Raw genomic sequence first — 25,480 nt, forward strand, 5'->3', positions numbered from 1 at the left:
GGCCGGCGCCGGGGAGTGCCCAACGCCGTGCCCAATGTGCGCTTTGGGGGCGGCTTTAGGCGGCCTGCTTCTCGGTCTCGATCTGCTTCGTCTCGACCTTGGGCAGCGCCTCGCCGGCCGCAATCTTGATCTTGCGGGGCTTCATTTCCTCGGGAATCTCGCGCTTGAGATCGATCGACAGAAGGCCATTGACTAGGCTTGCGCCTATGACCTTCACATGGTCGGCCAACTCGAAGCGGCGCTGGAAAGAACGCTCGGCCATACCGCGATGCAGATAATGGCCGGTGTCCTCACCAGCCTTTTGACCCGACACCATGAGCATGTTCTGCTCCTGGGTGATGGTCAGATCGTCCTGCGAGAAACCGGCCACCGCCATGGTGATGCGGTAGTCGTCCTCGCCAGTCTTGGCGGTGTCATAGGGAGGCCAGTTGTCGATAGTTTCGACGCGGCTCGCAGCCTCCAGCGCGTTCAGCATTCGGTCGAAGCCGATGCTCGACCGGAACAGGGGAGAAAAGTCGAGAGTGGTTCTCATAGCCACATCCTCCTTTGAGCAATATGGATACAAGGTCTTCGGCCGCCGGATGCTCTCCGGCCGGCATACCGGCCCCGATGGCGCCGGCGGTCATGATTTAGTTCACTGGATTGGCTGTTCAAGAGGCCGGCGTCTTACTACGAGGCCTTTAACCTGAACCCGACTGCGTGATGATGCGGACCCTGCCCCTAGCGACTCCTGCGCGACCGGCACGCCGGCCGAGGTGATGCGGGCGACGACGAGATTCTATGAGGTGCTTTTCGAAGCGGCTGACAAGCGAGTCGCGCTGCGTCTGATGCGCACGCCCTCGGTCCAAGGCACCTCCCTGCGTCGCGAAGGGTCGGTTCCAGTCGAATACCACAACCCGCTCGCCTGAACGCGCGGATGGAAAAAGGGGCAGGTGATCGGATGGAGATCGGTTCGATGGTGCTTGTGGGCTGTCTTCTCGATTGCGCTCACCGCATGCGCAGGGCAGCTCCAAGCGCCCTAAATCCAAGCTCAGCGCCGCGGATGCAACGGTTCTCCACCTGACGAACGTCAAGATCAACGATCGGCTCAGGCATAGCAAGTTTGCGGAAAGCTCCGAAAATCGTGCAACTGCTCGGAGGGCGATTGGCTTCAGGCCAGACGCTTATGGATACAATGTGGGCCTCGGCGACGGACTAGGGATAGCGGTTGCCGGGGCGTTCGGAGCCGTCGGCAGGGTCGCGGCGACAACAATCACCAGACGCTTCACGATTGGCAATTCTACCCAATCCAAATTCAAGGCAGCTACACATAAATTTGAAATCGACACGCCCCTTCGTATCAAGCCGACATTGAATGCATCGCGGATCGGCTTTAGAAAGAGGTACTTACAATCTTAGCTATTGGGAGGTAGCTATGATCGAAAGCCGTACAGACATCGCGCGGGCGATGATCGACGCCACCTTGACCTCGCGCCACCGCTCAATAAATGACATCGCGTCAATTCGTCGTGATCTGGACCAGTCCAGGCGGGCAGTTGCTGCATCACGCGCCCTTCTTAAGCGGTTGCGCCAGCGCAATATAGACGAGGCGAACAGAAACGTTGAGCAACACCCGGTGTCCGCGTTCGATGCCGACATTCTCCGCAACGTCTTTCAGAATTTGGTTTTGGAAGCGAAGGCACCGGAGTGTCAATGGCGCGACCTCGCCCAGACCCTTGTTTACGAGTTTACCGGCTGTAAGCGGCTTCAATCCGGCTTGATAGACTGGATCGTCAGAAGATGATCGCTGGGGCCTTGAACCTCCAGAAAGTACTCGGGATGTCTTTTTTATTGAAATACCGATTGCGGCGGACTTATTTGAAATCGACGTTGCCCGTCGCTTTCCAGGGAGGCTGTGGTGGATAGCGTGGTCGTGATGCTGAACGGCAAGGTTCTGCCTTGCATTGAAGTGTTCGAGGGCGGCGGAGAATGGTTCGTACGCGTGCTTGAGAAGGACCGGCAACTCACCCGCTCATTTAGACTGGAATCATTGGCGCTGTCCTATGCGCAAAGCCAGCGGCTACGCTTGGGGCTGGATGAGGGTCCTGCCTCCAGGCCAGCCGTAGGGCGTAACAAAAACCCCCGGCGCTGGGTGAGTGCACCGGGGGCTTTAGGCATGTACAATAAACCAAGCATGGCCACTTATGAGTCTGAGCGAATATCGTAAATGAATGGTGAAGGTCGGCACGTCGTAATGCTCGGCGTGACCGGGCTGCCGACATTGCAGCAGCGCGTCCGCGACCGTTACTGGCCCGGACGCGGCCGGCTTATGCGGGGCCTCGCAATTTCTCGACCCGGATCGAATGCACCCACGGCCAATGTGGACAGGGTTTCGACCAGCGACTGAAGATGGAACGGCGGCGACGCTAGGCTCCGTTTCTCGCAAGCGCATTGTGCAGACGCGCGCGGCGACCACGAGCGGGAGGAATGCACCACCTGGAACTGGTGCAGAATGACAACAGAGAACAACTCGTCCACTCTTCGGCCCGCTCCCTGACGGTGACGGGCTTTTCAGGCGGCGCTGACCATCACGGCATAGCCTGATGCCCTTAAGATCAGCGAAACAGGTATCCAGTTTAAGATCTCGGGCAGGCCAGCCATTGGTCAGCTGGCAAAACGGCAAAACCACACTTGGATTGTGAAGAGTTTCCCGGTGTTGACGATCGAGAACAACTGCCAACACCGTCCTTAAGGAACACTTAGGCCTGGAACGGAATTGTCGCCAGGCCGACAATGAGCGCCCCTTGTCTTTCGCCATAAATCGACGTGCCGGAACAATGGCGAATAGTCCGCCCAGCCTCGCGGGATTCTATTAAAAAGTGAAACTCAGCCCGTGGCCTCATGGGGCGGGCCTGCCTCTTTTTATGGAGCGCCTAGAGTCCGAATGACGGAGTCCAAGGGCTGGTCTCGTAGCCAAGGCGCGGCTTCAGACTGCTGGAATCGGCCTGAGGTGAAATGGCCGTACCGGTCGCCGTACAGTCCAATTTCGCTGCAACTGCAGCCTTGATCGAAAGGCCAGCACATGTGTTGGCAACGACTTTTGGCTTTCTTTCGTGCGCCATGGCGGCGCTCGATGCGGCGAGCAGAATTGCCGCGCAAACGATAGCGATTTTCATCGGAGACCCTTTTTAAGCGAAAGCTAATAATAGGTTAACGCTACGTAAGATCACCGTCAATAGTGCGCACCGGCAACAGGAACGCGTCCAGCTCCAGTCGCAAAGGCGCTGCGTTCCCACACGTGGGTCGGGACCTCAAAGCCGTCGCTGATGCAGCATTGCTCTGAACGTCTGATACGCGTTGTGAAGTTGTGAAGTGCTCGTGCCGAGATATAGCGCGCGTGCCGGGTCAGAGATCGTCTGAAGCACTTCGCGAATGCCGGCGTCTTCGATCTCGGAGAGGTCCAGCGCGATGGTCGCGCCGGGGGACGGGTCAAATGACGGAGGCGTGAAGTTGTAGGTGAAGGTTCGGGTCATAGCGCCAGCGCCCGCTTGAGATCGTCGTGTTCGAAGGCGCTGGCCATCCGTGTAATTTCTGCAGAGCGGGCGCCCGCCGCCTTGGCGGTTTCACGCCACGTCGCGGTCACGGTCGCGACCTCTTTGATGATTGCGCGGGCCTGCTGCAGTGTGAGGCCGAAGAACTCCGAAGCCGCCTCAAGCAGGTCGAGCGAGCAGGTGCCCTCGTCCAGGTCGATGTTCGTCGTCAGCACACGCGCCTTGAGATCGGTGGGCACAGGATTGAGGTCGTAGGCGGGAGAGAGAGACCATCCCGCCTTGCCGAGCCAAAGGAAGCCATGGTTGCGCAGGTGGTCGTCGACATTGGAAATCAGCACGTTGAAGACGACCCGCCGATAGAGGACATGAGCGTCGGTCTTCCCCTGCGCGCCATGTTGCGTAAGAGCGTCAACGATCTCCGGGTAGCTGCCGCGCTCACCGTCCTTGGCGCCCATCATGGCCATCGCTGACAGGAAAGGAATGCGGATCGAGTCGGAACGATCGAAGCGTCGGGACAGCATCACCGCCTTGCCGGCAACCTCGATTAGCTCATGGTGCGGCGTGGTAATGCCGGACTGCTCGGCCAGCCGCAGCGCGATCTCCTCCCATGTCTCCATGCTATAGTCGTCTGTCTCCTTCGGAAATTTGGCGATGGAGAGGTGTCCGTGCTGGTCGATGACCGATGCTTTCGGCCTGGCGCCGCCGAGGGAAGAGCCGGGGGCGAAGATGAGTTGAAGGTCCTCGTCCGTCTCCTCGTACCGGAGGATCCGTTCGGTGATCTGCAGCAGCCGCCCGAGTTCGATCAGGGCGGGGACGCCGGCGCGGATAGGCGCCTGGAACGCCTCTTCGCCTGCCCAGCGGAATCTGAGGGCACCCAGGCGGGTCTCGTCGGCGACGCCCAGCAGGTAATCGCTTTCCGCAAGGGTGCGAACGGCGCGACCTTCGCGTTCTGCAAGACGGCGCTCGGCGCGCTGCATAAGACGGCGCCCCCATGTGTCGGGCGCTGAGTCTCCTATGGAGCCGAAAGTCACCAGTCCGGCAGGAGGGGCGAAGGCACCGCGGGTCAGGGCAAGGGCGGGCTCAAGCGAGAACCGGTCTGGATTGGCGAGCCACGCGCCGTCGTATTCAAAAAGGATAGTCTCCGTGCCTCGAACGCGATTACTCCTCGCCAGGCCGATAGGGCGCGTGCGTCCGTCCAGGGCGATATGTACCTCGAAGTCAGCCATCGCGAGATGATCCGACTGTTCGCTTGAGATGGACGTGCTTGGGCAGTTCCGCGCTGGCCAGCGCTTGTCCAACCGGGTCGTTGCCTATGTCGGCTATCTGGCCAAGACCGTCGAGCAGGCCGAGCGCCTGAAGGACACCTGCATAAATGCCGATGCTGACATTGGTGTCCCCAGCCTCGACCTTTTGCAGGGTCGAGCGGGACGTGAAGGCGCGCTCTGCGACGACAGCCATTGGCAGCCGCCGACGCCGACGGGCATCGTGGATGTCTGCACCAAGCTTGCGCAGGACGCGCCGCACAGCGGCGGGAGGGTTATGTGGTGTAGGCATTTTGAAACCTTCACACTACAGAGTAGCGAGATATGTAGCATGAAGCTTACAATTCTCCTAGCCCTCGCGCGATAGCCATCCCATTGAGGGAGGGGGGTGGCGAACCAAGCACGTGACGCTATAATTCCGAGAGGCTGAATCGTGGCCGGCGTTGTCTAGCGTAGAGACGGCGGTGCGGCCGAAGTGACTTTCGGGGTGTTGTCGCCGCCGTGCCTGCCGATAGATGGTGGAACCACAATTTTCGCGATCTGGCAGAAAAAGCCAATGGTTCGGAGGCCGGTACTTTTGACGGCCTATGTAACAGTAGTATGCGGAAATCGAGAAAATATTTTAGTCAATACATCCATTTGCTTAACGTTACGACTGATAATCGAGTGAGCATGGTAGTCCTTTCGCGCGGCCAAGCGCGGATACAGCCTTGCCTGATTGGGACCAGATCGCGGCGGGGATCTGGCCCAGACCGACGACGTTGGGGAGGCCCGGTCCGGACACAGCCGCGTATCACGATCGGCGGATCGTGCTAGGGCGGAACGATTGGGGGGCTGGCTTGATCCCTCAGTATCCGTCAAATCCCTGATCCAGCCGCTTCAGGCGGGGACGCTGGGCGCGGACCAAGTGGGCGCACGAACCCTGTCGGCGGCGGTGAGGGCGCACCGATTCTCTTCATCTCCGCCCAGGTGACAGGTGAGCGGCGCCTGGTCGCTCACGACCTCCGCGGCCGCCGCTGACGCTTCGGCGGTGGTCGAGCATCTCGACTTGAGGAATGAGCCCCGTCGAATCCCTTCATCAAGGCCTAAGCAACGCACCCAGCCTTGCAAAGATGCCGCCATTCATAGCGGCGCGAACACGAAGTGCTACCCATCCGGCCTTCATCGTTGCGCCGACATGACAATGGCAAACAATGTCGTGCAATTGCCAGTTGGACAGTTCGAAAAACTTCCGGGCCGCACCATAAGTATCGTCCTCCAGGCCCTGCGCCCTCAGAATTGGGTCTTCGAACGCAACGCTGATCGGCGACGAAAGGCAACGCGCTTCGTTGCGGTCATGGGGGCTCATATATTCCGTGCCCGGGAGCGCTCCAAGGCATCGATCTGGTTGGTGTTCAAGGAGGTTTGCCCAGCGCTCAAGGCGTTGCCTACGAGTCATTGCTGGATATTCCGCGTTCACCTCCGCGATAACGTTCAGTTGTTCAAGTGTCTGGTGTTTCATAGCAAGCTGCTCCCATTGGGCCAGGTTTTCCTTGCTTTCCAAGATCGCGACAGCCCCGGTCGCCATCGCCAAGGCGTGAACCTTGCTTTCTCGGCAAAGTTCCATGGCGTCGAAAATTTGGGTGCCGCTGGCGGAGCCTCGCCGTCAACCCGGAAGTTGCCATCACCAGGCTCTCGAGCCGCAGGCTCAGAAGGCGCGAGCCACCAGGCTGGGAAAATCTGCCCTGGGCCTGCCGAACCCATTGGGAGACGCAAAATATCTGAGGGACCGCGGGCGCGCGGAGCGAATCCGATTGGCGGGACAAAAATATACCGAAGGCAAACGGAGCAGTCGCGCTCGCCCAACAAGGTGGACTCTCGATTTCGGCCGACACACGGTTCTATGGTTGGCCATCAACCGCGCGGCCTCATTACTTCGGGTTCCGTTCGGCCGCCCGGCCGTTGAGGCACGGAAGAAGCGCTCTAGCCTGTTGGGCTTTCAAGCGCATATCCACCCAGTCTGACGGTGCGAATGACGTCGTGGTGAGGAGACTGCTTGATCGATCTTCTTAGCCGACTGATGTGAACGTCGACCGTGCGCGGGCCGACATAGACATTGCTGGGCCAAGCAGCCCCGATCAGTTCTTCACGGCTGAGCACCTTCCCCGGGTGCTCAAGCATATGCCGCAGCAGCTTGAACTCGATCGGCCCCAGCTCGATTTCCCGACCGCTGCAGCGTACATGATGCGTGTCGATCTGCATTTCTATGTCGCCATGGCTCAGCGATAGCGCGCTCTGCAGTTGCAATCGCGAGCGCCGGTCGGCTCCGAGCCTGGATCGCAGGTAGTCCAGCAGCTTGGCTGGCGCCAGCGGTCTGATGAAACTCTCATCGATTCCCGATTTCAGCAGCACAATGTGTTGGGGTTCCGCACCGGGCGCAATCAAGGCGATGACTGGAAGGGTACTGGTCCTGTCATCCTGTCTAAGCCGGGCGCAGCTATCCGCCATCTGATTGTCCGGCCGGCAGTCCAACAGCAAGGCCTGAACGGACAGTTCGGCGGCCAAGTCGAGCATCTCGTCGACATTGGTTGCTAACGCGCTTTCAAAGCCGTCCACCGCAAGAATGTGGCTCAGGATCAGATAGAACTCCGCGTGATCCGAGCATATGATGATCAGTGGCTTCATGGCGTCGCTCGCGTTTCGGCGGGTCGCTCGGTAGGTTGCTGGTCCCTCGTGCGCACCCGTTTACCCAACCATCTACCGGGATTGCAAACATCCGGCTTCGACCTTTTTCCTGTCGCTGGCCTGACGACAGTCAGTTCCTCAGCACGCGGGTGCTTTGCTGGTCCCGCACATCTGTGGGCCAGCCAGCTCAGTTCAGTTGATGATTGGCAACTGCTCTGGAGAGAGCTCACTCAAAAACTGGACCCCGGCCTCGCGGATATAGATGACCTCTTCGAACTGGAAGACAGCGCCATTGATCTCCAGCTTGGGCTCCAGGTGCAAGATCATGCCAGGTCTTATCGTTTCTGGATTGGCCTTGGAGATGGACGGAGGTTCTGTGACATCGAGACCTCCACCGTGCCCGATACGTGAAACAAGCCCATAGGCGGGCGGAAGGCCGGCGTCAGACCAAAGCTGCTCGAAGGCGCCGAAAACATCCCCGCACGTCATCCCGGCCCTGACGCTTGTTGCAAGGGCCACGGTCAGCGCACGCGTTCGTTCGTAGGCCTCTATCTCCCAGTTTTCCGGCGCCCCGCCGCGAGCGATGCGGTTTCTGTCGGCAGGGTAGCCCCCATAGGTCGAGCGAAAATCCGTCCACACATACTGGCCAGCCTGCAGGGGATGCAGGCCTGGCGGGCGGCCGTAATTGAACTCGCCCCTGCAGAATGTCATGGCGATCGGATCGGCACGGTCGGCGCCGTTCATGATGATGCGGGCCTGGATCTGCCGGGAAAGCTCGACCTCGGTAATGCCGAGACGCGCCTGCGAAACAGCATCGTCGAAAGCTGCATTGACGATCTCGAAGGAAACGCGCTTTAGATCCGCTTCGAACGGCGATTTGATCATGCGCGTTCGCCACAGCATATCGACCGCGCTCTCCAGCCTGTGCCCGCGCGCCCTCAAGCCGTCGACGATCTCCAGCGAACCGCGACCGGCCATGTCCTGTCCATAGTCAACCGCGACCCGTGCAGTGGCGGCCAGGTCGCCGGTTCGGACCGCTTCGACGATGGTTTGCGCGCCTTCGGCCAGATACCCCGCGTAGTACACGATCGCGAAAGGTCGGTGTCGCGCTTCGAGATTTCTGGTCTCGATCCTGTTGGCGATGACGCGGACATCCTGATGGTCTATCACCAGGAATAAGGGGCGCGAGTGATAGCCCCAGGACAAGGTCCTGTAGTCGGTGAAGTATTCGACATTCTTCTGGTCGGTGAGGACCAGCGCGTCAATATCTTCGTCTGCCATCTCGCGTCGCACCGCGGCAAGCCGCCTGGTCAGCTCGGCCACCGCAACATCGGGTGAGGGTGAAACTGGAAGCATGATTGCCTGCTCCTGATCTAAAGCTCGTCGCGTCAGCCGGACGCCGGGTCGGTTCTCGTCCGCCGCTTGGGGGTTGCGTGATCGGCGTCGATTTCGACCACGCAAGCCAGCCGGTCGAACGGAGATTCGGTTATGCCGAACACCGAAACAGACCTTTCGGTGGTGCTCAGCCTGTAGAGGCGACGAAGGGTCGGATATCCGTTCGGAAGCGCGAACGTCTGCTGTGCTTCATTCGAGGCCGGCGCGGCATCGATCAGCAGCTTGGTCTTGGTGAAGCGCGTGCCGTGCTCGCGCAGGACATCGCCGATGAATTTGTCCCTGAACTCCTCAAGCATCTGATCGCTCACCGGGTGAGGCAGGTAGGATGTGTCGTACATGATTGGTGTGTCGTCGGCTAAGATCACCTTGCGCACGCACAGCATCAATCCAGTGGGCGGTTCAAGCACGTCGAAGGCTGGGTCTTGTATTTTTTCGCGCGTCAACGAGATGAGCTGAATGGACGGCTTCAGGCCGAGCCGCAGGGCGTTGTCATAGGAGGTAAGAGAAAAATCGAGATCGCGAATGAACCGTCGCTGCTCCCGGACAAAGGTCCCCAACCCGGGTACCGACCGCAGGATTCCGGCCGACTGAAGATCCCGCAGCGCCCGCTTGATGGTGATTGCGCTGACGCCAAAGTCCTCGGCCAGCGCTGCGGCGGAAGGCAGCGGCTGACCGGCACCGTATTGCGCATCCCGCACCCGGCGCGTGATCTCCTGCCGTACGGTTTCATGAAGAGCAGTCCCGATCTGTCCGGCCATTCTCGCCCTCGCAAGGTATACTAGGAATACCTAGCGCAACGATAAGGCGATGTCCATCCCCACGCAGGCCGGAGCGCCGAACGCGGATTTAACAAAAATAAAACTTATCCTTCACCCGAGCTTGACATACCTGATATACCTGGTCTACCTGACTCAATGTAGACGTGGAGAACACCGCATGCCCAACACGGTCGGACTGCTCAGGAAAATGGCAACTGCTGCTACGGCGGCCTGCGCCATTCTCGTTGCAGGCGCGAACAGCCTCAGGGCTGAAACGACAGGTGAGCGGGTCTTGCGCGAGGGCAAGATCGTGATCGGCATTTCGAATGGCGCGCCGTGGGGATACCGCGGTGCCGACGGCGAGCCGGAAGGCTTTCACCCCGACCTGATCAAAGCTGCGTTCAAAGGCCTCGGCGTCGATCGGGTGGAAATCGTGGTCACCGAGTTCGGCGCCCTTATTCCCGGCCTGACGGCGCAGCGGTTCGATGCCATCGCGGCCGGACTCGCCATCACGCCGCAACGATGTGAGCTCGTCGCCTTCAGCGACCCCGATCTGAAGATCGCCGACGCCGCCCTGGTCGCCAAGGGCAATCCGAAGAACGTCCACAGCTATGCTCAGATCGCAGCAAATCCTCAGATAAGATTTGGGATTGGGCGAGGCAGCGTGACGGCCAAGAATGCTGCGGCCGCCGGTGTCCCCGAAAGCACGATGCTGCTGTTTCCCGACATACAGTCGAATGTCTCGGCTCTGCTCACAGGCAGGATCGACGTCGCCGCATTTTCAGCGCCGACGGTGGCTCGCATCTTGTCCGACCCAAATGTCAACGGCATCGAACGCGCATTGCCGTTCCAAGGCCTGCAGGAGAACGGCAAGGAACGCTTCGGCTATTCAGCTATTGCCTTCCGCAAGGAGGATGGCGACCTTCGTGACATGTATAATTCCCGTCTCAAACTCTTGAAGAGCGACGGAACCCTGGCCCACATCATGGCCAAGAACGGCTTCAGCCATGAGGAGGCAGCACCGGATCTGACCAGTGAGCAGGTTTGCGCGGGGCAGGGCTGACCGGACGCCCCGGGGATCGGCGGCAAGACACGTCGCGGCATCAGCGCGGACGGTCAGGCTCTCGGAGCACGGAGCGGCAGGATCAGGGATGTGCAGGCGTGACTATCGTTGAGATATTGGTCGGAATTTTCGCCGGCTTCCGGACCACGGCAACGGTAACCCTACTGGGCCTGCTGTTTGCCGTGCCCTTCGCCTTGATCTTCGGCGTGGCGCAGTATCTGACACGCGGCATCGCCCGCATCGCCGTCAGCGCCATCATCGAATTCTGGCGCAGTTCCGCAGTCATCATACTGCTGTTCGTCTTTTATTATGCGCTCCCTATCATTGGTATCCAAATGCCAGCGACTATTGTCAGCGCCATGGTGCTGGGGCTCAATGCGGGAGGATACGCCAGCCAGGCCGTCAGAGGCGGACTTCAGTCGCTAGACCGGGGGCAGATGGAAGCTGCCGCGGCCCTCGGCCTGCCGCGACGCCACATCCTTGTATTGATCGAACTCCCTCAAGCGTTGACCAGGATGGCACCGACCTTCATCAACCAGTTCATCCAGCTGGTTAAAGGAACGGCGCTCGTTTCCCTCGTTACGCTGACGGACATGACGTTTCGGGCAAAGGAGATCGCCGAGCTCCAATACAATCCCGTCGGCGTCTACACATCGCTTCTGCTCGCCTATTTCGTAGTCTGTTACCCAGTCGCGCTATTTGGCCGATGGGTCGAGCAGCGCATCGGCGTGGCAACGAGGTTATCCAGTGACCTTTGATCTCGAATTCGCCCTCTCGACCGTCCCCACCATCCTCAGCGTCATAGGAACCACGATCGGTGTGGCGCTGGCGAGTTGCGCGGGAGCGTCGGCGCTGGGCTTCTGCCTCGAGATCACCAGGCGGGCGGCGTCCATTGCCGGCTATGTGGTGCGCTTCATGATCGACTTCATCCGGTCCACGCCGGTGCTGGCATGGCTCTATTTTCTCTATTTCGTGCTGCCGCACTACGGGATCACGCTGCCGGCGCTGTTGGTCGGCACACTGGCACTGAGCGTCTATTTCAGCGGCTATCTCGCCGAGGTATTCAAGGCGGGCATCGACGCTATTCCTGCAGGCCAGGCTGAAGCCGCCAAGGCGCTGGGACTGAGCCAGACTGACATCGTGGTATTCATCCTGGCTCCCCAGATGTTGCGCAACGTCGCGGCCCCGGTCGGCAGCTACTTTGTCTCGATCCTGAAGGCTACGCCCTACCTCGCCGTCATCGCCGTACCGGAGATGCTGGGCAAGGCGTTGGATATCGCCTCGGACACCTACCGCTATGCCGAACCGCTGACTGTGGCCGGCATTGCCTTCCTTCTCCTCGCGCTCGCGGTCGCATGGCTGGTCGGCCGGATTGAACGCCAGCTGCTTGGGCCGACTAGAAGATGAATGAGCTCATGCGACAGGGCAGCTCCCAAACCACCGATATCGGGCAGGCAGCTGGCGCGCCAAAATCCGCCCAGCCGCCAGCGCTGGAGACGGTAGCGCTCAACAAATGGTTCGGCAGCTTTCACGCTCTGAAGGACGTCGATCTCGTTGCGGCGCAGGGCGCGCGGATTGTGATTTGCGGTCCCTCCGGATCGGGAAAATCGACGCTCGTCAGATGCCTGAATGGCCTGGAGACCTTTCAGCAAGGCGCGGTTCGGGTCGGTGGCGTGGATCTCAGTCGAGACCACAGGCAATTGCGGAGACTGCGGCGCGGGATTGGCATGGTGTTTCAGCAGTTCAACCTGTTTCCGCATTTAACGGTGATGGCCAATTGCACCCTTGCTCTGAAGCGCGTGCTCGGCCAATCGAAGACCGGCGCCGCAGGCATGGCGCTTCACCATCTCGAACGGGTGAGGGTTGCCGACCAGGCACACAAATATCCCAGCCAGCTGTCCGGCGGCCAGCAGCAGCGCGTCGCGATCGCTCGCGCGCTGTGCCTGAATCCCAAGATCATGCTGTTCGATGAGCCGACCTCTTCGCTTGATCCGGAGATGGTCAAGGAGGTGCTCGACGTCATGACCGACCTCGCCAGGGACGGCACCACCATGCTTTGCGTCACCCATGAAATGGGCTTTGCCCGCGAGGTCGCCGACCAGATCGTTTTCATGGACCAGGGACGCATTGTCGAGCTTGCGTCCCCGACAACCTTCTTCACCGCGCCAAGCCAGGAGCGGACGCGGCTTTTCCTGGACAAGATGCTTCGCTGAATGGAGAAGGTAGACATGGCCGCTGAGACACGGATCTGGACCCCGGTTGACTACGAGGCCGACGGCAAGCAGTCGGACTGTCTGAGGCTGCCGCATTCGACCGACCTGTCCGCTTACGGTTTCGTACCCATACCGCTGGTCTGCATTAAAAATAGCGGCGGTCCAACGGCGCTGCTCATCGCTGGCAATCATGGCGACGAGTATGAGGGCCAGATCGCCCTTTGCAAGCTCGCCCGCGAGATCCGCCGTGACCAGGTTTCGGGGCGGCTGATCATCCTTCCGGCGCTTAACTTTCCCGCCGTCGCCGCCGGCCGCCGGGTATCGCCGCTCGACCAAGGCAATCTCAATCGTACGTTTCCCGGCGATGCCGCCGGTTCGCCCACCCAGATGATCGCCCATTACGTGTGCGAGGTGTTGATCCCGATGGCCGACATCGTCGTTGATCTTCACTCTGGAGGGCGCTCACTCGATTATGTGCCGAGCGCGCTCGTGCGGCCGGGGCGGACCGCCGAGGAACATGAACAACTGCTGCGTCTATTGCGGCTGTTTGGCGCCCCCATAAGCTTTGTCAGCGATGGCACAGGGGGTGGCGGACTGACCACCCTGGCGGCGGCGGCGCAGGACAGGGGCGCGCTGGTTCTAACCACCGAGCTTGGCGGCGGTGCGACCTTGTCCAAAGAAGGTCTGGCGCTCGCCGAATCTGGATTGAAGCGCCTGCTGAAAGGCCACGGAATCTTGCGCGAGGTCGTCGTCCAACCGGCTCCGCCGACGCGGGTCATGACCGTCAAAGGCCATAGCGCCTTCGTCTACGCCCGCGAGCGCGGTATCTTCGAGCCGGCCGCCGATATCTGCGATGAGGTGGTCGGCGGCCAGCTTGCCGGCCACATTCACTTTCCCGACCTGCCGACGCGCGAACCCGAAACGCTGCTCTTCGAAAGCTCCGGACTCGTCGCGTGCCGCAGGGCGCCATCGCTTACCGAGCCCGGCGACTGCCTGTTCAAGGTGATGGCCGACCTGGAGGCCCGACCAAATCGGCTGGCACATGCTTAGCTCGGAGCCTCGGCTCAATCCGCGCGTGAGTGGGATGCGCTGTATTCGCTGCCATGCCGTGTTTGCCGTGGCGGATTACTTCGAAGGTTGCCCGGCCTGTCTTGAACAGAACATGCCGGCAAGCCTGGCGATAGAGTATGAGGAATTCCCCTGCTGCCTCGAGAGGCCTTCTGAATGGCAGGTCTACCCGTCCTGTCCGACCTTGGGTGAGGGCAACACACCTCTGGTGGGGATGGACGAGCTTGCACATGAGGTCGGCGTCCGCGCGCTCCATGTCAAGAACGAGGGCACCAATCCAACCGGGTCGCACAAAGACCGCATGAGCCGGTTTGTCGTCCAGCGCGCGTTGCAGAGCGGCGCCTCGACGGTTGCCGCCGCCTCCAGCGGCAATGCCGGCGTGTCACTTGCCGCCTACGCGGCTCAGGCGGGGCTCGACTGCGTGATCGTCACCACGCCTGAGATGAACCCGAACTGGCGGCGAGCGATCGAAATGCACGGCGCGACCTTGCTGGTCGCGCAAACACCGCAACGCCGCTGGCAGGTGCTCGCCGATCGCGTCCGCGCCGGCGACTGGTATCCGGCCACCAACTTCATTGTTCCGGCAGTAGGCAGCAATCCGTTCGGGGTGGATGGCTACAGATCGCTTGCTTTCGAGCTGTTTCTTCAGCTTGGCGCCCAGGCATGCAGCGACGTTGTCGTTCCGACATCGCGGGCGGATCTGCTTTGGGGCATCGCGCGCGGCTACCGCGATCTGCAAAGGTCCGGTCTCAGCGGCGAGCCGCCCCGCATCCATGCCGTCGAGCCCTTCGCACGCATATCAAGGGTACTTGCGGGCGCCGATTACCGCGGCCACTTCGAAGGTCATTCGGCTTTGACGTCGATCGGCGGATCGACGGTCACCTACCAGGCCGTTGAGGCAATTGCCGCGTGCGGGGGATCGGCAGTTGCCGTTGAGGAGGAACCGACCTACGACGACCAAGCGCGGCTGGCGCGCTACGGTCTTTATCTCGAACTGTCGAGCGCGGCAGCCTTGACCGGCTTGCGAAAGTTGGTCGCGCAGCGCACGGTCGGGCGGGAAGCCGCGGTCGTGCTGGTCGGCACTTCGAGCGGCGCTTCAGAATATCGCGCTTTTCCCAACGCCATTGCCTCTACAGACTAGTCTAGCAGAGCTTCGTTGCGGCTTGCGGTCACATCAGGGCATTTCCGCCTTATGCAGAACGCGCTAGACCAGCAACGGCGATGATCATCTTCAGCCTGCCCGCAGCCGATCAGGCTGTCTCGTCTGGGCCGCATTTGGTGTTCCGCGCCGAACGGCGGCTTGCGCCTATCCCGCCCGTTCACAGCGCAAGCTGAGCACCCTGTGGGTGAACGGCCGCGTCGGCGGCTGGCGGCACTTCCACCGGGCTCTGGTGCTCATGTGGGACAGAACGGGCCCAGAAGATTGGCGGTCAGTACCAATATACGCTAGAGGTTGGCGCCGGAGTTTCGCCGCGCTTGGCGCGGCAAACCGGTGCCCGTCCGCGTTGGGGACGCTCGGACCTGGGAACCGACCATGAGCCCAAGGAAGGGGCTGACACGTCAGCCAACCTGTCGCCTGGCATTAGCGATATCGAGGCGCTAGTTCAGCCCCGCGACCGGCATCGAACAGGGCGCGATTTGCGTCCCCGACAGCGGAGAGCTTACCCACTTGCTCCAGTGCCGGGATACAGATCGTGTCACCCTGCCGCAGGCCAGCCAAGGATGCGTTGACGACGTCACCCGGCTCCATCACCGGCACATTGGGCCTGAGGACCGGCTTGCCGTCGATATCATGGAATTCTGTCCTGACGACGGCGGGACAAAGCGCCTGGACGAGAATACCTTTGCCCTGCAGTTCAGCCGCGAGAAGCTCGCTGAACATCGTGATGAAGGCTTTGGTGGCGGCATAAACCGAGCGCTTCGGCATGAACGGGGATTTCAAGCTTCCACTGAAGCAGAGCAGGGAAGAGACATTGATGATGGCGCCTTCGCCGCGCGCAATCATCGCAGGAAGTGCCGCATGCGACAGACGCATGACCGCAGTTACCTGCACCGCAACCTCTTCCTGGGCGCGGTCGATCGAGAGGTCGACGAAGGGCATGTAAGTCTGGAACCCGGCATTGTTGACGAGTAGCGACACGTCCCCGGCCTGGATTCGCTGCTCCACCATGTCGAGGCCATGCGACTGCGCCAGATCGGCGACGATGATTTCCGCGGAGGCGCCAGCGGCCTTGATCTCGCGGGCTACCGACTCGAGCCGGTCCCGTCGGCGGGCGACGAGCACGATGTCGTAGCCGTCGCTGGCCAGGCGCTCGGCAAAAGCTTTGCCGATTCCTGAGGATGCGCCGGTAATGACAGCGACGCCCGAAGAACTCCCTGTGGAATTGGTCACGTCCGTCCTCCTAATGTCCCGTGCCGATGAATTGACCCTGATTGTCCAACACTACCGCTTGCGGTCGGTTTTGTACTGGCCAATCTCGTCCTGAGCTCAGAGCGATGCTGCTCCTTGAAGACAGGATAGGGCTTTCTAGCGCGGCCATGCCGACAGCCACACGTCCCGAGTACACACGGACCGCGCCTGACACCGCCCTTGATGAAGCCAAATCAAGTGTGGCATTCACACGGCCGTCGCACTGTCCGGGTTTCGTAGCTTTCGAGGAGGAAGGTTATATTGTACCCTGGTCAGTGCTGGGGCCTTGCGAGATCGATATGCTCTCTCACGTGTGCCGTATTGTATTCACGAGAACCGCACGCCCCTTGACTCGCAGCAGGCCTAGCGCATCGCGTCACACCTGCTCAAGCTGTTTTATCAACGGTCTGATAACCGAAGAGGAACTGCTGGACGCTGAAAGGAGCCGGCCGGACGGCTAAAGCAGCCGCTCCAGCATTCAGAGCTCCGGTTCCCGGTCGACCGCGAGCTAGGTAGCGCTCAACCCCTGGGTGCACATCTGCTCAGTCTTCCCACTGTGGGCCATTCAGAAGGCCGCCGCGGTGGTGCTGCGGTGCACGCCAAGGCGCGGGACGAGGAGCTGGGCAACTTCCTGGCCGAGGTGCAGATGGCTCTCGGCCACAACGTTCCGGGGCGAGGCCAGGAGCGCACTTGTAGCTTCCGGTAAACCGAGACAGAGCGGATACTCACCTGGTGGGGGTAGAGAAAGCTCATGCCGCCCCGGCGGCCGACGCGTTTGTTGTCGCGCATAGATCAGCCTAGACCCCTGGTGCTGCGAAACGCAATACATTAGCAGTAGCTTGACGAAATGGTTGGCCGCTCCAGAGTCATAGTTATGGCAAAGGGCATCAAAATCGGCGACGAGGTCGTAATCACCGCCACCGTGCGCAAGCGGGTCACTGAGGACCGGGTGAGCGTTTCCATCCCCTCCTATGGCCAACCCCACTCGGTGATCGACCACACAACGAAGGTACAGAAGGGGCAGCATATCGAGTTGATTGGCAACGTCATCCACATCGACGAAAACAGCGTGACGGTGAACCTGGGCGCTCCAGTCACAGTCGACGCCGCTGTCGTCAGGCTGGTGAGCGCTTACAAGCCGCCAACCAGAAGGGCGCCGCTGGACAAGCCGACATGACGCCGGCCCGTTGTGCATCATCCTGCCCGCACTTGCCGCTGGTGGGATCTCCCAAACAGGGCCGGAGCTAAGCCATCCTCTCATCGTTAGGGCGGCCAACGTATAATGGATGGTCCATGATGCATGACGGCAAAGTCCTAGTGGTCGAAGACGAGCCTGTCATATTGCTTGACCTCGATTTCGCGCTGACCAACGCCGGCTTCAACGTCGTTGCTACCAGCAACGCCGCAGGCGCGATGAGCACCGCTATGGAAGAAGACATACAAATGGCCAGAACTGGAGAAGCGCGAGCGCTTGGGCAGCATCGCAGCCCAGTTGGTCATCGTATCCGGCCCAACCAAGGGCGGCGCGTGAGCTGCGCGACGATGAAAACCTACCAGAGACCCATCCCGACCAAGCGTGAACGTTGGTCCGATGCTACGGCCGCGACTTCTTCGCCGATCACCGTCTCAGGCGCGATCGACTAACCGGAGCATCTGCCTTTCACCACCCGCCCGCTGGATCACGCCGGCGGGCTTTTTTGCTTGGGCGGGAACCGATTGTATCGGCCCAAGTCCATTCGGTGGCGCCCCTCGACACCCCCCGGACAGGAGCGGCGGAGAGTTGGTCGAACAGCTTTCAAACAAGCCCGCCACTGTCCCCTCAGTGGCGGGCTTTGGTATGTTTAGCGCGGCGAGGTGGACTTGAGTACCTACCTGAGACAGCGGCTCGCTGAAATCAAAGCTGCTCCCAACTTCGCAGGCGCCTGCGAGCTAAGCCGGGCTTAGCTAGGCTGGGTCTCCGCTGCCTCGCGGGGCTATGCATCGAGCGGGCATGCCGCCGGCACGCCGCTTAGTCAACGCCCAGATCACAAGTCGACCCCGGCGCGGTGCCTTTGGCACCTGGAATCGGGCGATATGCGCCGGCAGGTTTGTTCGTCTGATTGCCAGGCGGAAGTCTCGAATCCGCGTGCAGCGCATTTCATTGCTGATCCAAACCCATCAGAAGTCCGGTCGTTGCGCATCTTCGAATTCCGCAATAGGGAAGTCGAGGGGACAATACAGGAGTTACAATTGACCAATACCGAGAGCTTCGACCCGATAGGTCTGACGGCCGAGATCGTGGCCGCCTATGTCCAGAACAATCCGGTGCCGACCTCAGGCTTGCCTGATCTGATTGCCAGCGTGCATGCCGCGCTATTGAAGCTGGAGCAGCCGGAGATCGCCGCCAAACCAGCGCCGGCCGCTGCTGTAAACCCAAAGAAGTCGGTCTTTCCCGACTACATCGTCAGTTTGGAGGACGGCCGAAAATTCAGGTCGATGAAGCGTCATTTGGGTCTGCTTGGCATGACGCCCGATGAATACAGGGCCAAATGGGGCTTGGCCAAGGACTATCCGATGGTCGCGCCAAGCTATGCCGCCCAACGGTCCGCCTTGGCGAAATCGATCGGGCTCGGCCGCAAAGCCGCCCCGCCGCCCAAACCGGCGCGGGCGAAGCGGAAAGCGAATGCATAAGCGGCAGGGCGTTCACTGTTCGGCGCCTGGTTGAGGCGCCAGGCAAATGAGCAACGGAGCGATCTCTCCGTGCTTGAGCAAACCCACGGACCGGATGAGTTGATCGAGCTCGGCACGCGAAAGGATGTCGCGGCCGAGGTCGTGCAGCTTTTCGTCTAAGGCCAAGTCATCCATCGGGTTGTTGGCGTCGCCCAGCGGTAGGGGCACGTCAATGACGCGCTCGCGCGCTCCAGCAACCATGGTCACTCGCGCTGGCGTGCGCCGCGGAAAAATCCCGGCCAGGTCGTGGGGGTAGCGGATTTCGACTTTCGCCGCGAGCGCCACCACCTCCGGATCTATGAGCGAGCACGGACGCAAGGGGCGGAAGGCGGCCGCGCCGCGCAGTGCGGCCAATGCCGCGGCGAAAGGCACCGAAAACTGTCCGCCTTCGAGCGACTTCGGTGCGATTTCGTTGGGCAGTTTCCGCGCTTCTGGAAAGATATCCACGACGAGGCGGTCGATCGGCATCCCTGGATCACGATCCGCAACGAGCGCGAGCACGGCATCGATGACCGGGTGCGTATAGCGGCAGGCGGCGTAAGGTTTGAGGTAGGTCTCGGCGATTAGCCAGCGGCTGCCAAGGTCGGCGGTGAGGGCGCCGACATCATAGGCGTGGGCCCGGTCCAGCAAATCGATCGAGCCGGTCATGCCGGCCCCGGCCCGGTCGGCGGCGAAGATCGCCGAGACCGTCGACCACGGGCTGCTGCCCTTGACGGAGCTTGCCTGGCAATCGCCTTGCGGCAGGTTTTGCGGCGCTTCGGCGCCGGCTATCGCGAGTGCATGGGCGAGCTGGTCGACTTGCATGCCGCGCAGCCATCCGATGGCGGCCGCGACGCCGAAGCCAGCCCACTGGCCGCTGGCAAAGCTCATCGTATCGGTGAAGCGGCGGGCGGCGGCGATGCGCAAAGCAACATCATAGCCTAGCGCGGTCGCGGTGAGCACATCACGGCCATCGCTGCCCAGCCTTGCCGCTTCCATCAGCACGGCCGGGACGATGGCAGCACCCGGGTGACCCGCCGCAAGGCAATGGCCGTCATCGACGTCGAGCGAACTCGCGGCCGCGCAATTGGCAAACAGGGCGCCGAGCGGATGCAGGCCGGCCTCGGCGAACCAGGCATGTGCCGCACCTGCTCCAAAACAGGCTCTGGCGGCAATGCGCGACAGCCGCGCATTGTCGGTCGGCACACCGCCGAGGAGAGCCGCGATCGTATCGAGAATGGCGCGTTGGGTCTTCTCGATGACCATATCAGGCTGGTCCCGGCGCCCGGCATCACAGACAAAATCGGCGAACCGCTGCGTAGCGAACCGCATTGCTTCCTCCCTTTCGATAAGCATATACCTGGTATACCTGGAGTGTCGAGATGAAAAGCCGGGACTCGAGGCGCCGCTCAGCCGTAGCCGGGTGGAATCCTCACCGTCAGAATGTTTTGATCGCCGATTGGGCCGTGGAGGATTTGACCAGTGTCGCTGAAACCCGCTTTGAGATAAGCCGATTTCGCCGCGGCATTGCGGATGTTGACGGCAAGCATCAGCTGCTTGACGCGGGGGCGTTTCCGCCGGACCCACGAGATCGCCAGATCCATTCCGGCGCGGCCGTATCCCCTACCTTGCAAGGTGCGACAAACGCGGAAACTGTGCAATGTGACCGCGTCCTTTGGCGCCCAGAGGGGCAATGCAAGTCTCTCGCGAAGAATGAAGAAGCCGACCGTCTTGTCGGCGGCGACAATGGCCAGGGGGTGCTCAAACTGCGGATAGCGGCTGTTTTGCAGTCCGTCAAAGACCACATCCACGTCGCCGGCGAACTGCTCCTGCTCAGGATCGAGCAGCAGCGTCTTGATGGCAGCCCGATCGCAGAGCGCCACGCGCTGCAGGCTGATCCGGTCCAGGCGCGACACGATCGACGAGGCTCGCGCATTCCCAATTGCCGTCGCGCCCGATGTCGATGGCGATCTCATGGGTTCGTCCTCGCTTCACATGGCCCGGTCAGCCGGCGATCATTGTCGCTGGATATCGATGGGGGCTAGTACGGCGCCGTTGCATCACAGGATTGCGCAGCTTGCGGCGGTATACAGGCCGGCGAGACCCGGAAGAGGTGGCGGACCGGCATGGCATGTGGGGCGCCGACCACACCCCGGCCATTGCATCACCGGCGCACGAAAGCCTCAGAACCCATTGCTTTGTCCGCCGCCCGGGTTAAGCCCATCACCGGCCCGCTCCAGGACTTGTTGCAGCGTCCTGCGCCTCCAGGAGAAGCGGGACCATGCTGACATCGGCTCGCTCGGCGCGCCCACAGTGATCGGGCAGGCAGGCAGTGGACTCGGCCAGCCAGCAATCGTTGCAAGCCATTGCTGGTCGTAGACAGTCTCGACATAGCGGTGGCCCTCGTCTGGAAAGAGCACGACCACCTTCTTGTCGGGATTGTTGTGAGACCACCATTCGGCAACCCTGTAAGCGGCGCCACTGGTCGGGCCCATGAAAAGCCCGTGCTGGCGATGAAGCTGATGGGTGGCTTGGAAGACCTCCACTGGCGTCAGCCAGTGGACCTCGTCGAACTGGCTGTGATCGACATTGGCCGGAAGGATGTTGCCGCCCAGACCGCTCAGGTTGAGCCTGCCGCTCGGCTGGCCAAACAGCACGCTGCCCGGCGTATCGACGCCTATCGCATGCAGATCGGGAAACAGCGTGCGCAGGTAATGCGATGTGCCGCTCATCGAGCCCCCCGATCCGACCGGACCGACCAGGCAGTCCACCTTGCCGACCCTGTCGATCAACTTTTCGGCGACCTTGCCGTAGGAGCGCGCGTTGTCTCGATTGTCGTACTGCGAGGGCCAGTAGCTGCCGGGAATATCGCGCAGATACTCGTGCAGACGATCGAGGCGCGCTTGCTGCAGCCCGCCCGCAGGCGCCGGGGTGTCGACGATCGCCACCTCGGCGCCAAGTTCGATGAGGCGCCGATGAAGATGGCGATCGAGCGCCCAGTCGCTGACCAGGATCAACCTGTAGCCGTGCTGAACCGCCAGCATGGCGAGGGCAAGGCCAAAGGTACCGGACGAGGATTCGCAGATTATCCCTCCCGGTCTCAACCGTCCCTGTTCGACGGCGCGTTCGAGCATGAAGCGAGCCGGTAGAAGCTTCATTAGGAAGAAAGAGGCGCTGAACAGAGTGGCGCTGAGCGGAACGAGGCGAGGACCCTCGAATTCTTCCAGCCTGCGCATCAACGTGTGGACAGACATCATGCTTCTCCCCTGGCCCAGAGTGGTCAGTGACGGTAGACTGCCGGGTCGAAACCAGACCCTCTCAAAGCGTCCGCCGCGCCATCGATGTTTGCCGAGGCCTTTGGATCGAGCGCATCGAACATCAGTCCGACGACCGTGCCACTATGGGCGACCTGGACACCTACGGCATCGAAACGGCAGCCAATGGTTTCGATCTCGTCCAGACCGGGCTTTGGCAGGAAGCGCTCGTTGATGCGCGCGCTTGCCGTCGCAACTCGGCCAAGCATGCGGACATCCGCATGCTTGATGGCCGTGCGCAGCAGGCTGCGCAGCGGCCGGAAGGTCTCGATTTCCGAGGCATCGTAGCGCGCCGGCTGGTATTCGAGTGTGTCGACGGTCACATCCGGCGTGGTGTCGACGCTGATCAGATCGACCGGAGGCAGCGGTCTGCGGAAAGCTTCCAAGACGATCCCGTCACGATGGGCGAACAGCACCGCCTGTTGTTTGAAGAGGGTGGAGTCACAGGCCGTCTCGGCGCTGACCGCGATGCGCATCACCTCGTCCGACGCCGCCTCGATCTCCAGCCACCCCAGCACGGCCTGGATACTCGCCAGCACGTCGGCCGTGGACGATCCCATGCCGCGGCCGACCGGGACGTTGCTGTCTATGACGAGATTCCCGCCGGTCCCCCTTTGGCCGAACCTTGCGATGGTCAATTCCGCGGCGCGCCTGGCTTTGTCGCACGATACCGGCGTCACAGCCACGAGATCGCCGTCGCCTGGGCTGAACCTGGCCCTGGATTGCAGCTGACGGCAGGGGAGCGAGACCAGCGCGCGCCGCAGCCGAGCGCCGTCGTCCTCGAACAGACCCTGAACCAATTCGCCGTGGTGGCCGACGGCCACGCCAAATCCAGCTCCGTCCAGCATGAGACGACCTCCTAAGAACAACGTATTAGATTATACTGATGTAAATTCTTACCGAGACTTTCATTTCAGACACCGGCGCGCAACAACAAACAAACTAATCTTTTGTGCTATATACGTTACATCTTGTTTGTTCTAGAATGTTAGGCATTAAACCCAATCAATAAAGGAACACGGCGACCACTCCAAAATATCGGGGTTACAGGCGGCGCATCAGCCGGGAAGTGGAAGCTGCGGGGATGATCAGGACGGACTGCGTGCCAGCGCGTATCCGGCAAGCCTGACGGTTCGGATGGCGGCGTCCCCAGAACATCGGCTAAGCTGCTTTCGCAGCTGGGAGATGTGGACATCGACCGTGCGCGCGCCGACGCCGCGGTTGCGCGCCCAGGCAGCGCCAATCAATTCGGCACGACTGAGCACTCTCTCCGGGTTCTCCAGCATGTGACGCAGCAACTTGAACTCGATCGGCCCGAGCGCGATCTCCTTGCCGGCGCAAGAAACGCGATGGGTATCGAGCCGCATTTCGACATCGGCGTAAGCAAGTGGTCGGCCATCCTGCGTCGCTGGCTCTGGTGTCAGGGCGATGGCGAGCCTGGAGCGCAGGTCCTGGAGCAGCTTGGCTGGCGCGAAAGGCCTGACAAAACACTCGTCGATCCCTGACTGCAAGAGCTGGATGAGCTGCGCTTCCGCGCCCGCATGGACCAGGGCCACACAGGGGATGGCGCCCACCGCGGTATCCTGCTTGAGCCGGCCGCTTTGTGCCGCCAACTGGTTGTCTGCCCTGCAGTCCAGCAACACCGCCTCGATGGGTTTGGCGCAGACGAGCGCCAACACGTCCTCGATGGAGGCGGCCAGCATGGGAGTAAAACCGTCGACCTCAAGAATGTGGCTCAGCAGAAGATAGAAGTCGGCATCCTGCGAGCAGATGGCGATCAATGGCTTCATGAGGCCGCCCAGTCTTTCGCCCGCCACTCAGAGCAGCTTCGCAGATCGATTCCGATGCGCCGGGGGTAAGAATGGCAGATTGGGTCAGCGATGGCAATAACTCCAGATCAAAGCTCATGCCGTATTCGCCGCTTTGAGGTCAGAAGCTTGCGAACCAGCTTCAAACTCTAATTCAATCGTACCACATAACTTGGCGAATGGCATTTGCTCATGCTAGATTCTGGTGGTCCGATGCGCGCGCCATAGTCTTTTCGATATGACGAAGCCTGCTATAACCAGCGCGTCGCCGCGCGCCAGCATTCACCAAACCATGAACAGACCAGGATGAAAACCAGCATCGACCACTTGCCGGAGCACAAGCAGGAGGAACTCGCCCGCGTGGTCGAGATCCTGCATGCCGAGTTCGAAGACGCGCTGGCGGAGAGCAGCTCCGAATGGAAGAAGAGCGGCCGCATCCTGAAGATCATCCTGTTCGGCTCCTATGCCCGCGGCGACTGGGTCGATGAGCCGCTGACGATGAAGGGGTATCGCAGCGACTTCGATCTGTTGCTGATCGTCAACAACAACAAGCTGTCCGACTTCGCCTAACTGGTACAAGGCCAAGGACCGGCTGGAGCGCGACCGCGCCATCAAGACGCCGACCAGCTTCATCGTCCACAGCCGCCGCTTCGTGAACACGGCGTTGCGTCAGGGGCAGTATTTTTTCACGGACATCCACCGCCAGGGCATCGTCCTCTATGAACTCGACGAAGAGCCTCTGGCACAACCGAAACCGCTTACGCCGAAGGCAGCGTACCTGACCACAGAAGAAAATTTCCGAGACAGGGCTCCAGACGCCAAGCAGTGGCTCGAGACTTTCGCTTTTCAGCTTGATAGGTCGCGCACAGACGGCGCATGGAGAAAAGCGGCCGCATTCACACTTCATCAAGCCATTGAACATACCTATGCAACGCTGCTGCTGTACTCACAAACTATAGTCCGCCGTCCCACAAACTTACATTTCTGCGCGCTTTGGCTGAAGACCAAGATCGACGGCTGTCTGAAGCTTGGCCTCGGGATCAACAGCGACATCGCGCTTGGTTCAACACGCTGAACGAAGCGTATGTGAAAGCTCGCTACTCGAAACATTACGTCATCAGCGACGAGGCGCTCGTCTGGTTAGGTGAGCGCACAGCGGAGCTGCACAGGCGCACGGAGGAAATCTGCGTTGAGTATCTAGCGCGAATGAAGGACGCAGCAGGCGTTTAAAGGCCTTTGAGACCACGAACGGGAGCCCTGCAGCATGCTCGCGTGAGCCCGATTGATTTGATGGCGCAATGCGGATC

General features: G+C 61.0%; 26 protein-coding genes and 2 pseudogenes. 14 read left to right on the top strand and 14 right to left on the bottom strand.

All coding sequences use genetic code 11. The features are described 5' to 3' along the window. Nucleotides 1–55 precede the first annotated feature (55 nt). On the bottom strand, nt 56–532 hold the full coding sequence (locus LB516_RS20360) for an Hsp20 family protein (RefSeq protein ID WP_140661240.1): 477 nt from the start codon (nt 530–532) through the stop codon (nt 56–58). Nucleotides 533–1,414: 882 nt separating this feature from the next. Here LB516_RS20360 and LB516_RS20365 point away from each other — a divergent pair. The 3 genes from LB516_RS20365 to LB516_RS20375 all read left to right on the top strand — a co-directional run bounded on the left by LB516_RS20365 (nt 1,415) and on the right by LB516_RS20375 (nt 3,171). Next, a complete protein-coding gene (locus tag LB516_RS20365) occupies nt 1,415–1,783 on the top strand; it encodes a hypothetical protein (protein WP_224720260.1) in 369 nt (122 codons plus the stop codon). Between the two features lie 114 nt (nt 1,784–1,897). Beyond that, entirely contained in the window at nt 1,898–2,206 is a 309-nt protein-coding gene (locus tag LB516_RS20370; protein ID WP_224720261.1) for a hypothetical protein, read from the top strand. Between the two features lie 788 nt (nt 2,207–2,994). After that, on the top strand, nt 2,995–3,171 hold the full coding sequence (locus LB516_RS20375) for a hypothetical protein (RefSeq protein ID WP_181166508.1): 177 nt from the start codon (nt 2,995–2,997) through the stop codon (nt 3,169–3,171). Nucleotides 3,172–3,290: 119 nt separating this feature from the next. Here LB516_RS20375 and LB516_RS20380 read toward each other — a convergent pair whose 3' ends face one another. From LB516_RS20380 to LB516_RS20390, 3 genes are read right to left on the bottom strand one after another with little or no spacing between them, the layout of a single operon-like run. Continuing rightward, nucleotides 3,291–3,512 carry a hypothetical protein gene (locus LB516_RS20380; RefSeq protein ID WP_140824500.1) on the bottom strand — a complete coding sequence of 74 codons (222 nt, stop codon included), beginning with the start codon at nt 3,510–3,512 and terminating at the stop codon, nt 3,291–3,293. Next, nucleotides 3,509–4,756, bottom strand: a complete 1,248-nt coding sequence (locus tag LB516_RS20385) for a type II toxin-antitoxin system HipA family toxin (RefSeq protein ID WP_140824501.1) — start codon at nt 4,754–4,756, stop codon at nt 3,509–3,511. The genes LB516_RS20380 and LB516_RS20385 overlap by 4 nt, the downstream gene beginning before the upstream one ends. Further along, entirely contained in the window at nt 4,749–5,084 is a 336-nt protein-coding gene (locus LB516_RS20390) for a helix-turn-helix domain-containing protein (protein ID WP_010185539.1), read from the bottom strand. Before LB516_RS20390 ends, LB516_RS20385 begins: the two co-directional genes overlap by 8 nt. Before the next feature lie 442 nt (nt 5,085–5,526). Between LB516_RS20390 and LB516_RS20395 the strand changes: the two are divergent. After that, nucleotides 5,527–5,705: pseudogene (locus LB516_RS20395) on the top strand (SOS response-associated peptidase); the annotation flags it as partial. Between the two features lie 165 nt (nt 5,706–5,870). Here LB516_RS20395 and LB516_RS20400 read toward each other — a convergent pair. The 4 genes from LB516_RS20400 to LB516_RS20415 form a co-directional block, all read right to left on the bottom strand. Beyond that, entirely contained in the window at nt 5,871–6,293 is a 423-nt protein-coding gene (locus tag LB516_RS20400) for a hypothetical protein (RefSeq protein ID WP_140620125.1), read from the bottom strand. Between the two features lie 461 nt (nt 6,294–6,754). Next, nucleotides 6,755–7,456 carry a response regulator transcription factor gene (locus LB516_RS20405; protein ID WP_224720262.1) on the bottom strand — a complete coding sequence of 234 codons (702 nt, stop codon included), beginning with the start codon at nt 7,454–7,456 and terminating at the stop codon, nt 6,755–6,757. A 192-nt stretch (nt 7,457–7,648) separates the two neighbouring features. Next, nucleotides 7,649–8,812 carry a M24 family metallopeptidase gene (locus tag LB516_RS20410; protein ID WP_140620123.1) on the bottom strand — a complete coding sequence of 388 codons (1,164 nt, stop codon included), beginning with the start codon at nt 8,810–8,812 and terminating at the stop codon, nt 7,649–7,651. Between the two features lie 32 nt (nt 8,813–8,844). Further along, nucleotides 8,845–9,609 carry a GntR family transcriptional regulator gene (locus LB516_RS20415; protein ID WP_140619994.1) on the bottom strand — a complete coding sequence of 255 codons (765 nt, stop codon included), beginning with the start codon at nt 9,607–9,609 and terminating at the stop codon, nt 8,845–8,847. A 49-nt stretch (nt 9,610–9,658) separates the two neighbouring features. Here LB516_RS20415 and ehuB point away from each other — a divergent pair, with 49 nt between their 5' ends. From ehuB to LB516_RS20445, 6 genes are all read left to right on the top strand, one after another. Continuing rightward, entirely contained in the window at nt 9,659–10,672 is a 1,014-nt protein-coding gene (ehuB, locus tag LB516_RS20420) for an ectoine/hydroxyectoine ABC transporter substrate-binding protein EhuB (protein ID WP_224720263.1), read from the top strand. Nucleotides 10,673–10,770: 98 nt separating this feature from the next. Then, nucleotides 10,771–11,430: an amino acid ABC transporter permease gene (locus tag LB516_RS20425; RefSeq protein ID WP_140619992.1), complete on the top strand. Its 660-nt coding sequence runs from the start codon at nt 10,771–10,773 to the stop codon at nt 11,428–11,430. Continuing rightward, complete coding sequence (locus LB516_RS20430; protein WP_140619990.1) at nt 11,420–12,079, top strand: amino acid ABC transporter permease; 660 nt, start codon at nt 11,420–11,422, stop codon at nt 12,077–12,079. The genes LB516_RS20425 and LB516_RS20430 overlap by 11 nt, the downstream gene beginning before the upstream one ends. Nucleotides 12,080–12,087: 8 nt before the next feature. Continuing rightward, on the top strand, nt 12,088–12,885 hold the full coding sequence (locus tag LB516_RS20435; RefSeq protein ID WP_224720264.1) for an amino acid ABC transporter ATP-binding protein: 798 nt from the start codon (nt 12,088–12,090) through the stop codon (nt 12,883–12,885). A gap of 15 nt (nt 12,886–12,900) precedes the next feature. Then, a complete protein-coding gene (locus LB516_RS20440) occupies nt 12,901–13,935 on the top strand; it encodes a succinylglutamate desuccinylase/aspartoacylase family protein (RefSeq protein ID WP_224720265.1) in 1,035 nt (344 codons plus the stop codon). Nucleotides 13,936–13,969: 34 nt separating this feature from the next. Continuing rightward, nucleotides 13,970–15,094 carry a pyridoxal-phosphate dependent enzyme gene (locus tag LB516_RS20445; protein ID WP_224720266.1) on the top strand — a complete coding sequence of 375 codons (1,125 nt, stop codon included), beginning with the start codon at nt 13,970–13,972 and terminating at the stop codon, nt 15,092–15,094. Between the two features lie 441 nt (nt 15,095–15,535). On the opposite strand, the gene LB516_RS20450 is transcribed toward LB516_RS20445, so the two are convergent. Beyond that, entirely contained in the window at nt 15,536–16,345 is an 810-nt protein-coding gene (locus tag LB516_RS20450; RefSeq protein WP_224720267.1) for an SDR family NAD(P)-dependent oxidoreductase, read from the bottom strand. 892 nt (nt 16,346–17,237) lie between these two features. On the opposite strand from LB516_RS20450, the gene LB516_RS20455 reads away from it, so the two are divergent. The 3 genes from LB516_RS20455 to LB516_RS20465 all read left to right on the top strand — a co-directional run bounded on the left by LB516_RS20455 (nt 17,238) and on the right by LB516_RS20465 (nt 19,033). Further along, nucleotides 17,238–17,540 carry a hypothetical protein gene (locus LB516_RS20455; protein WP_140619981.1) on the top strand — a complete coding sequence of 101 codons (303 nt, stop codon included), beginning with the start codon at nt 17,238–17,240 and terminating at the stop codon, nt 17,538–17,540. Between the two features lie 116 nt (nt 17,541–17,656). Further along, nucleotides 17,657–18,007 (top strand): hypothetical protein, encoded by a 351-nt coding sequence (locus tag LB516_RS20460; RefSeq protein WP_224720268.1) that lies wholly within the window; start codon nt 17,657–17,659, stop codon nt 18,005–18,007. A gap of 429 nt (nt 18,008–18,436) precedes the next feature. Further along, complete coding sequence (locus tag LB516_RS20465) at nt 18,437–19,033, top strand: MucR family transcriptional regulator (protein ID WP_140619977.1); 597 nt, start codon at nt 18,437–18,439, stop codon at nt 19,031–19,033. Nucleotides 19,034–19,045: 12 nt separating this feature from the next. Here LB516_RS20465 and LB516_RS20470 read toward each other — a convergent pair whose 3' ends face one another. From LB516_RS20470 to LB516_RS20490, 5 genes are all read right to left on the bottom strand, one after another. Next, nucleotides 19,046–20,383: an MmgE/PrpD family protein gene (locus LB516_RS20470; RefSeq protein WP_224720269.1), complete on the bottom strand. Its 1,338-nt coding sequence runs from the start codon at nt 20,381–20,383 to the stop codon at nt 19,046–19,048. 77 nt (nt 20,384–20,460) lie between these two features. Continuing rightward, nucleotides 20,461–21,027 (bottom strand): GNAT family N-acetyltransferase, encoded by a 567-nt coding sequence (locus LB516_RS20475; protein WP_140661251.1) that lies wholly within the window; start codon nt 21,025–21,027, stop codon nt 20,461–20,463. Nucleotides 21,028–21,234: 207 nt separating this feature from the next. After that, nucleotides 21,235–22,305: a pyridoxal-phosphate dependent enzyme gene (locus LB516_RS20480; RefSeq protein ID WP_140824519.1), complete on the bottom strand. Its 1,071-nt coding sequence runs from the start codon at nt 22,303–22,305 to the stop codon at nt 21,235–21,237. A 26-nt stretch (nt 22,306–22,331) separates the two neighbouring features. Next, nucleotides 22,332–23,189: a GHMP kinase gene (locus tag LB516_RS20485; RefSeq protein WP_224720270.1), complete on the bottom strand. Its 858-nt coding sequence runs from the start codon at nt 23,187–23,189 to the stop codon at nt 22,332–22,334. Nucleotides 23,190–23,453: 264 nt separating this feature from the next. Beyond that, complete coding sequence (locus LB516_RS20490; RefSeq protein ID WP_224720271.1) at nt 23,454–24,155, bottom strand: response regulator transcription factor; 702 nt, start codon at nt 24,153–24,155, stop codon at nt 23,454–23,456. A 324-nt stretch (nt 24,156–24,479) separates the two neighbouring features. Between LB516_RS20490 and LB516_RS20495 the strand changes: the two are divergent. Next, nucleotides 24,480–25,403, top strand: a pseudogene (locus tag LB516_RS20495) (nucleotidyltransferase and HEPN domain-containing protein). Nucleotides 25,404–25,480: the final 77 nt, after the last annotated feature.

Source organism: Mesorhizobium sp. CO1-1-7 (assembly GCF_020164885.1).
In the GTDB taxonomy this organism is placed as follows: domain Bacteria; phylum Pseudomonadota; class Alphaproteobacteria; order Rhizobiales; family Rhizobiaceae; genus Mesorhizobium; species Mesorhizobium australicum.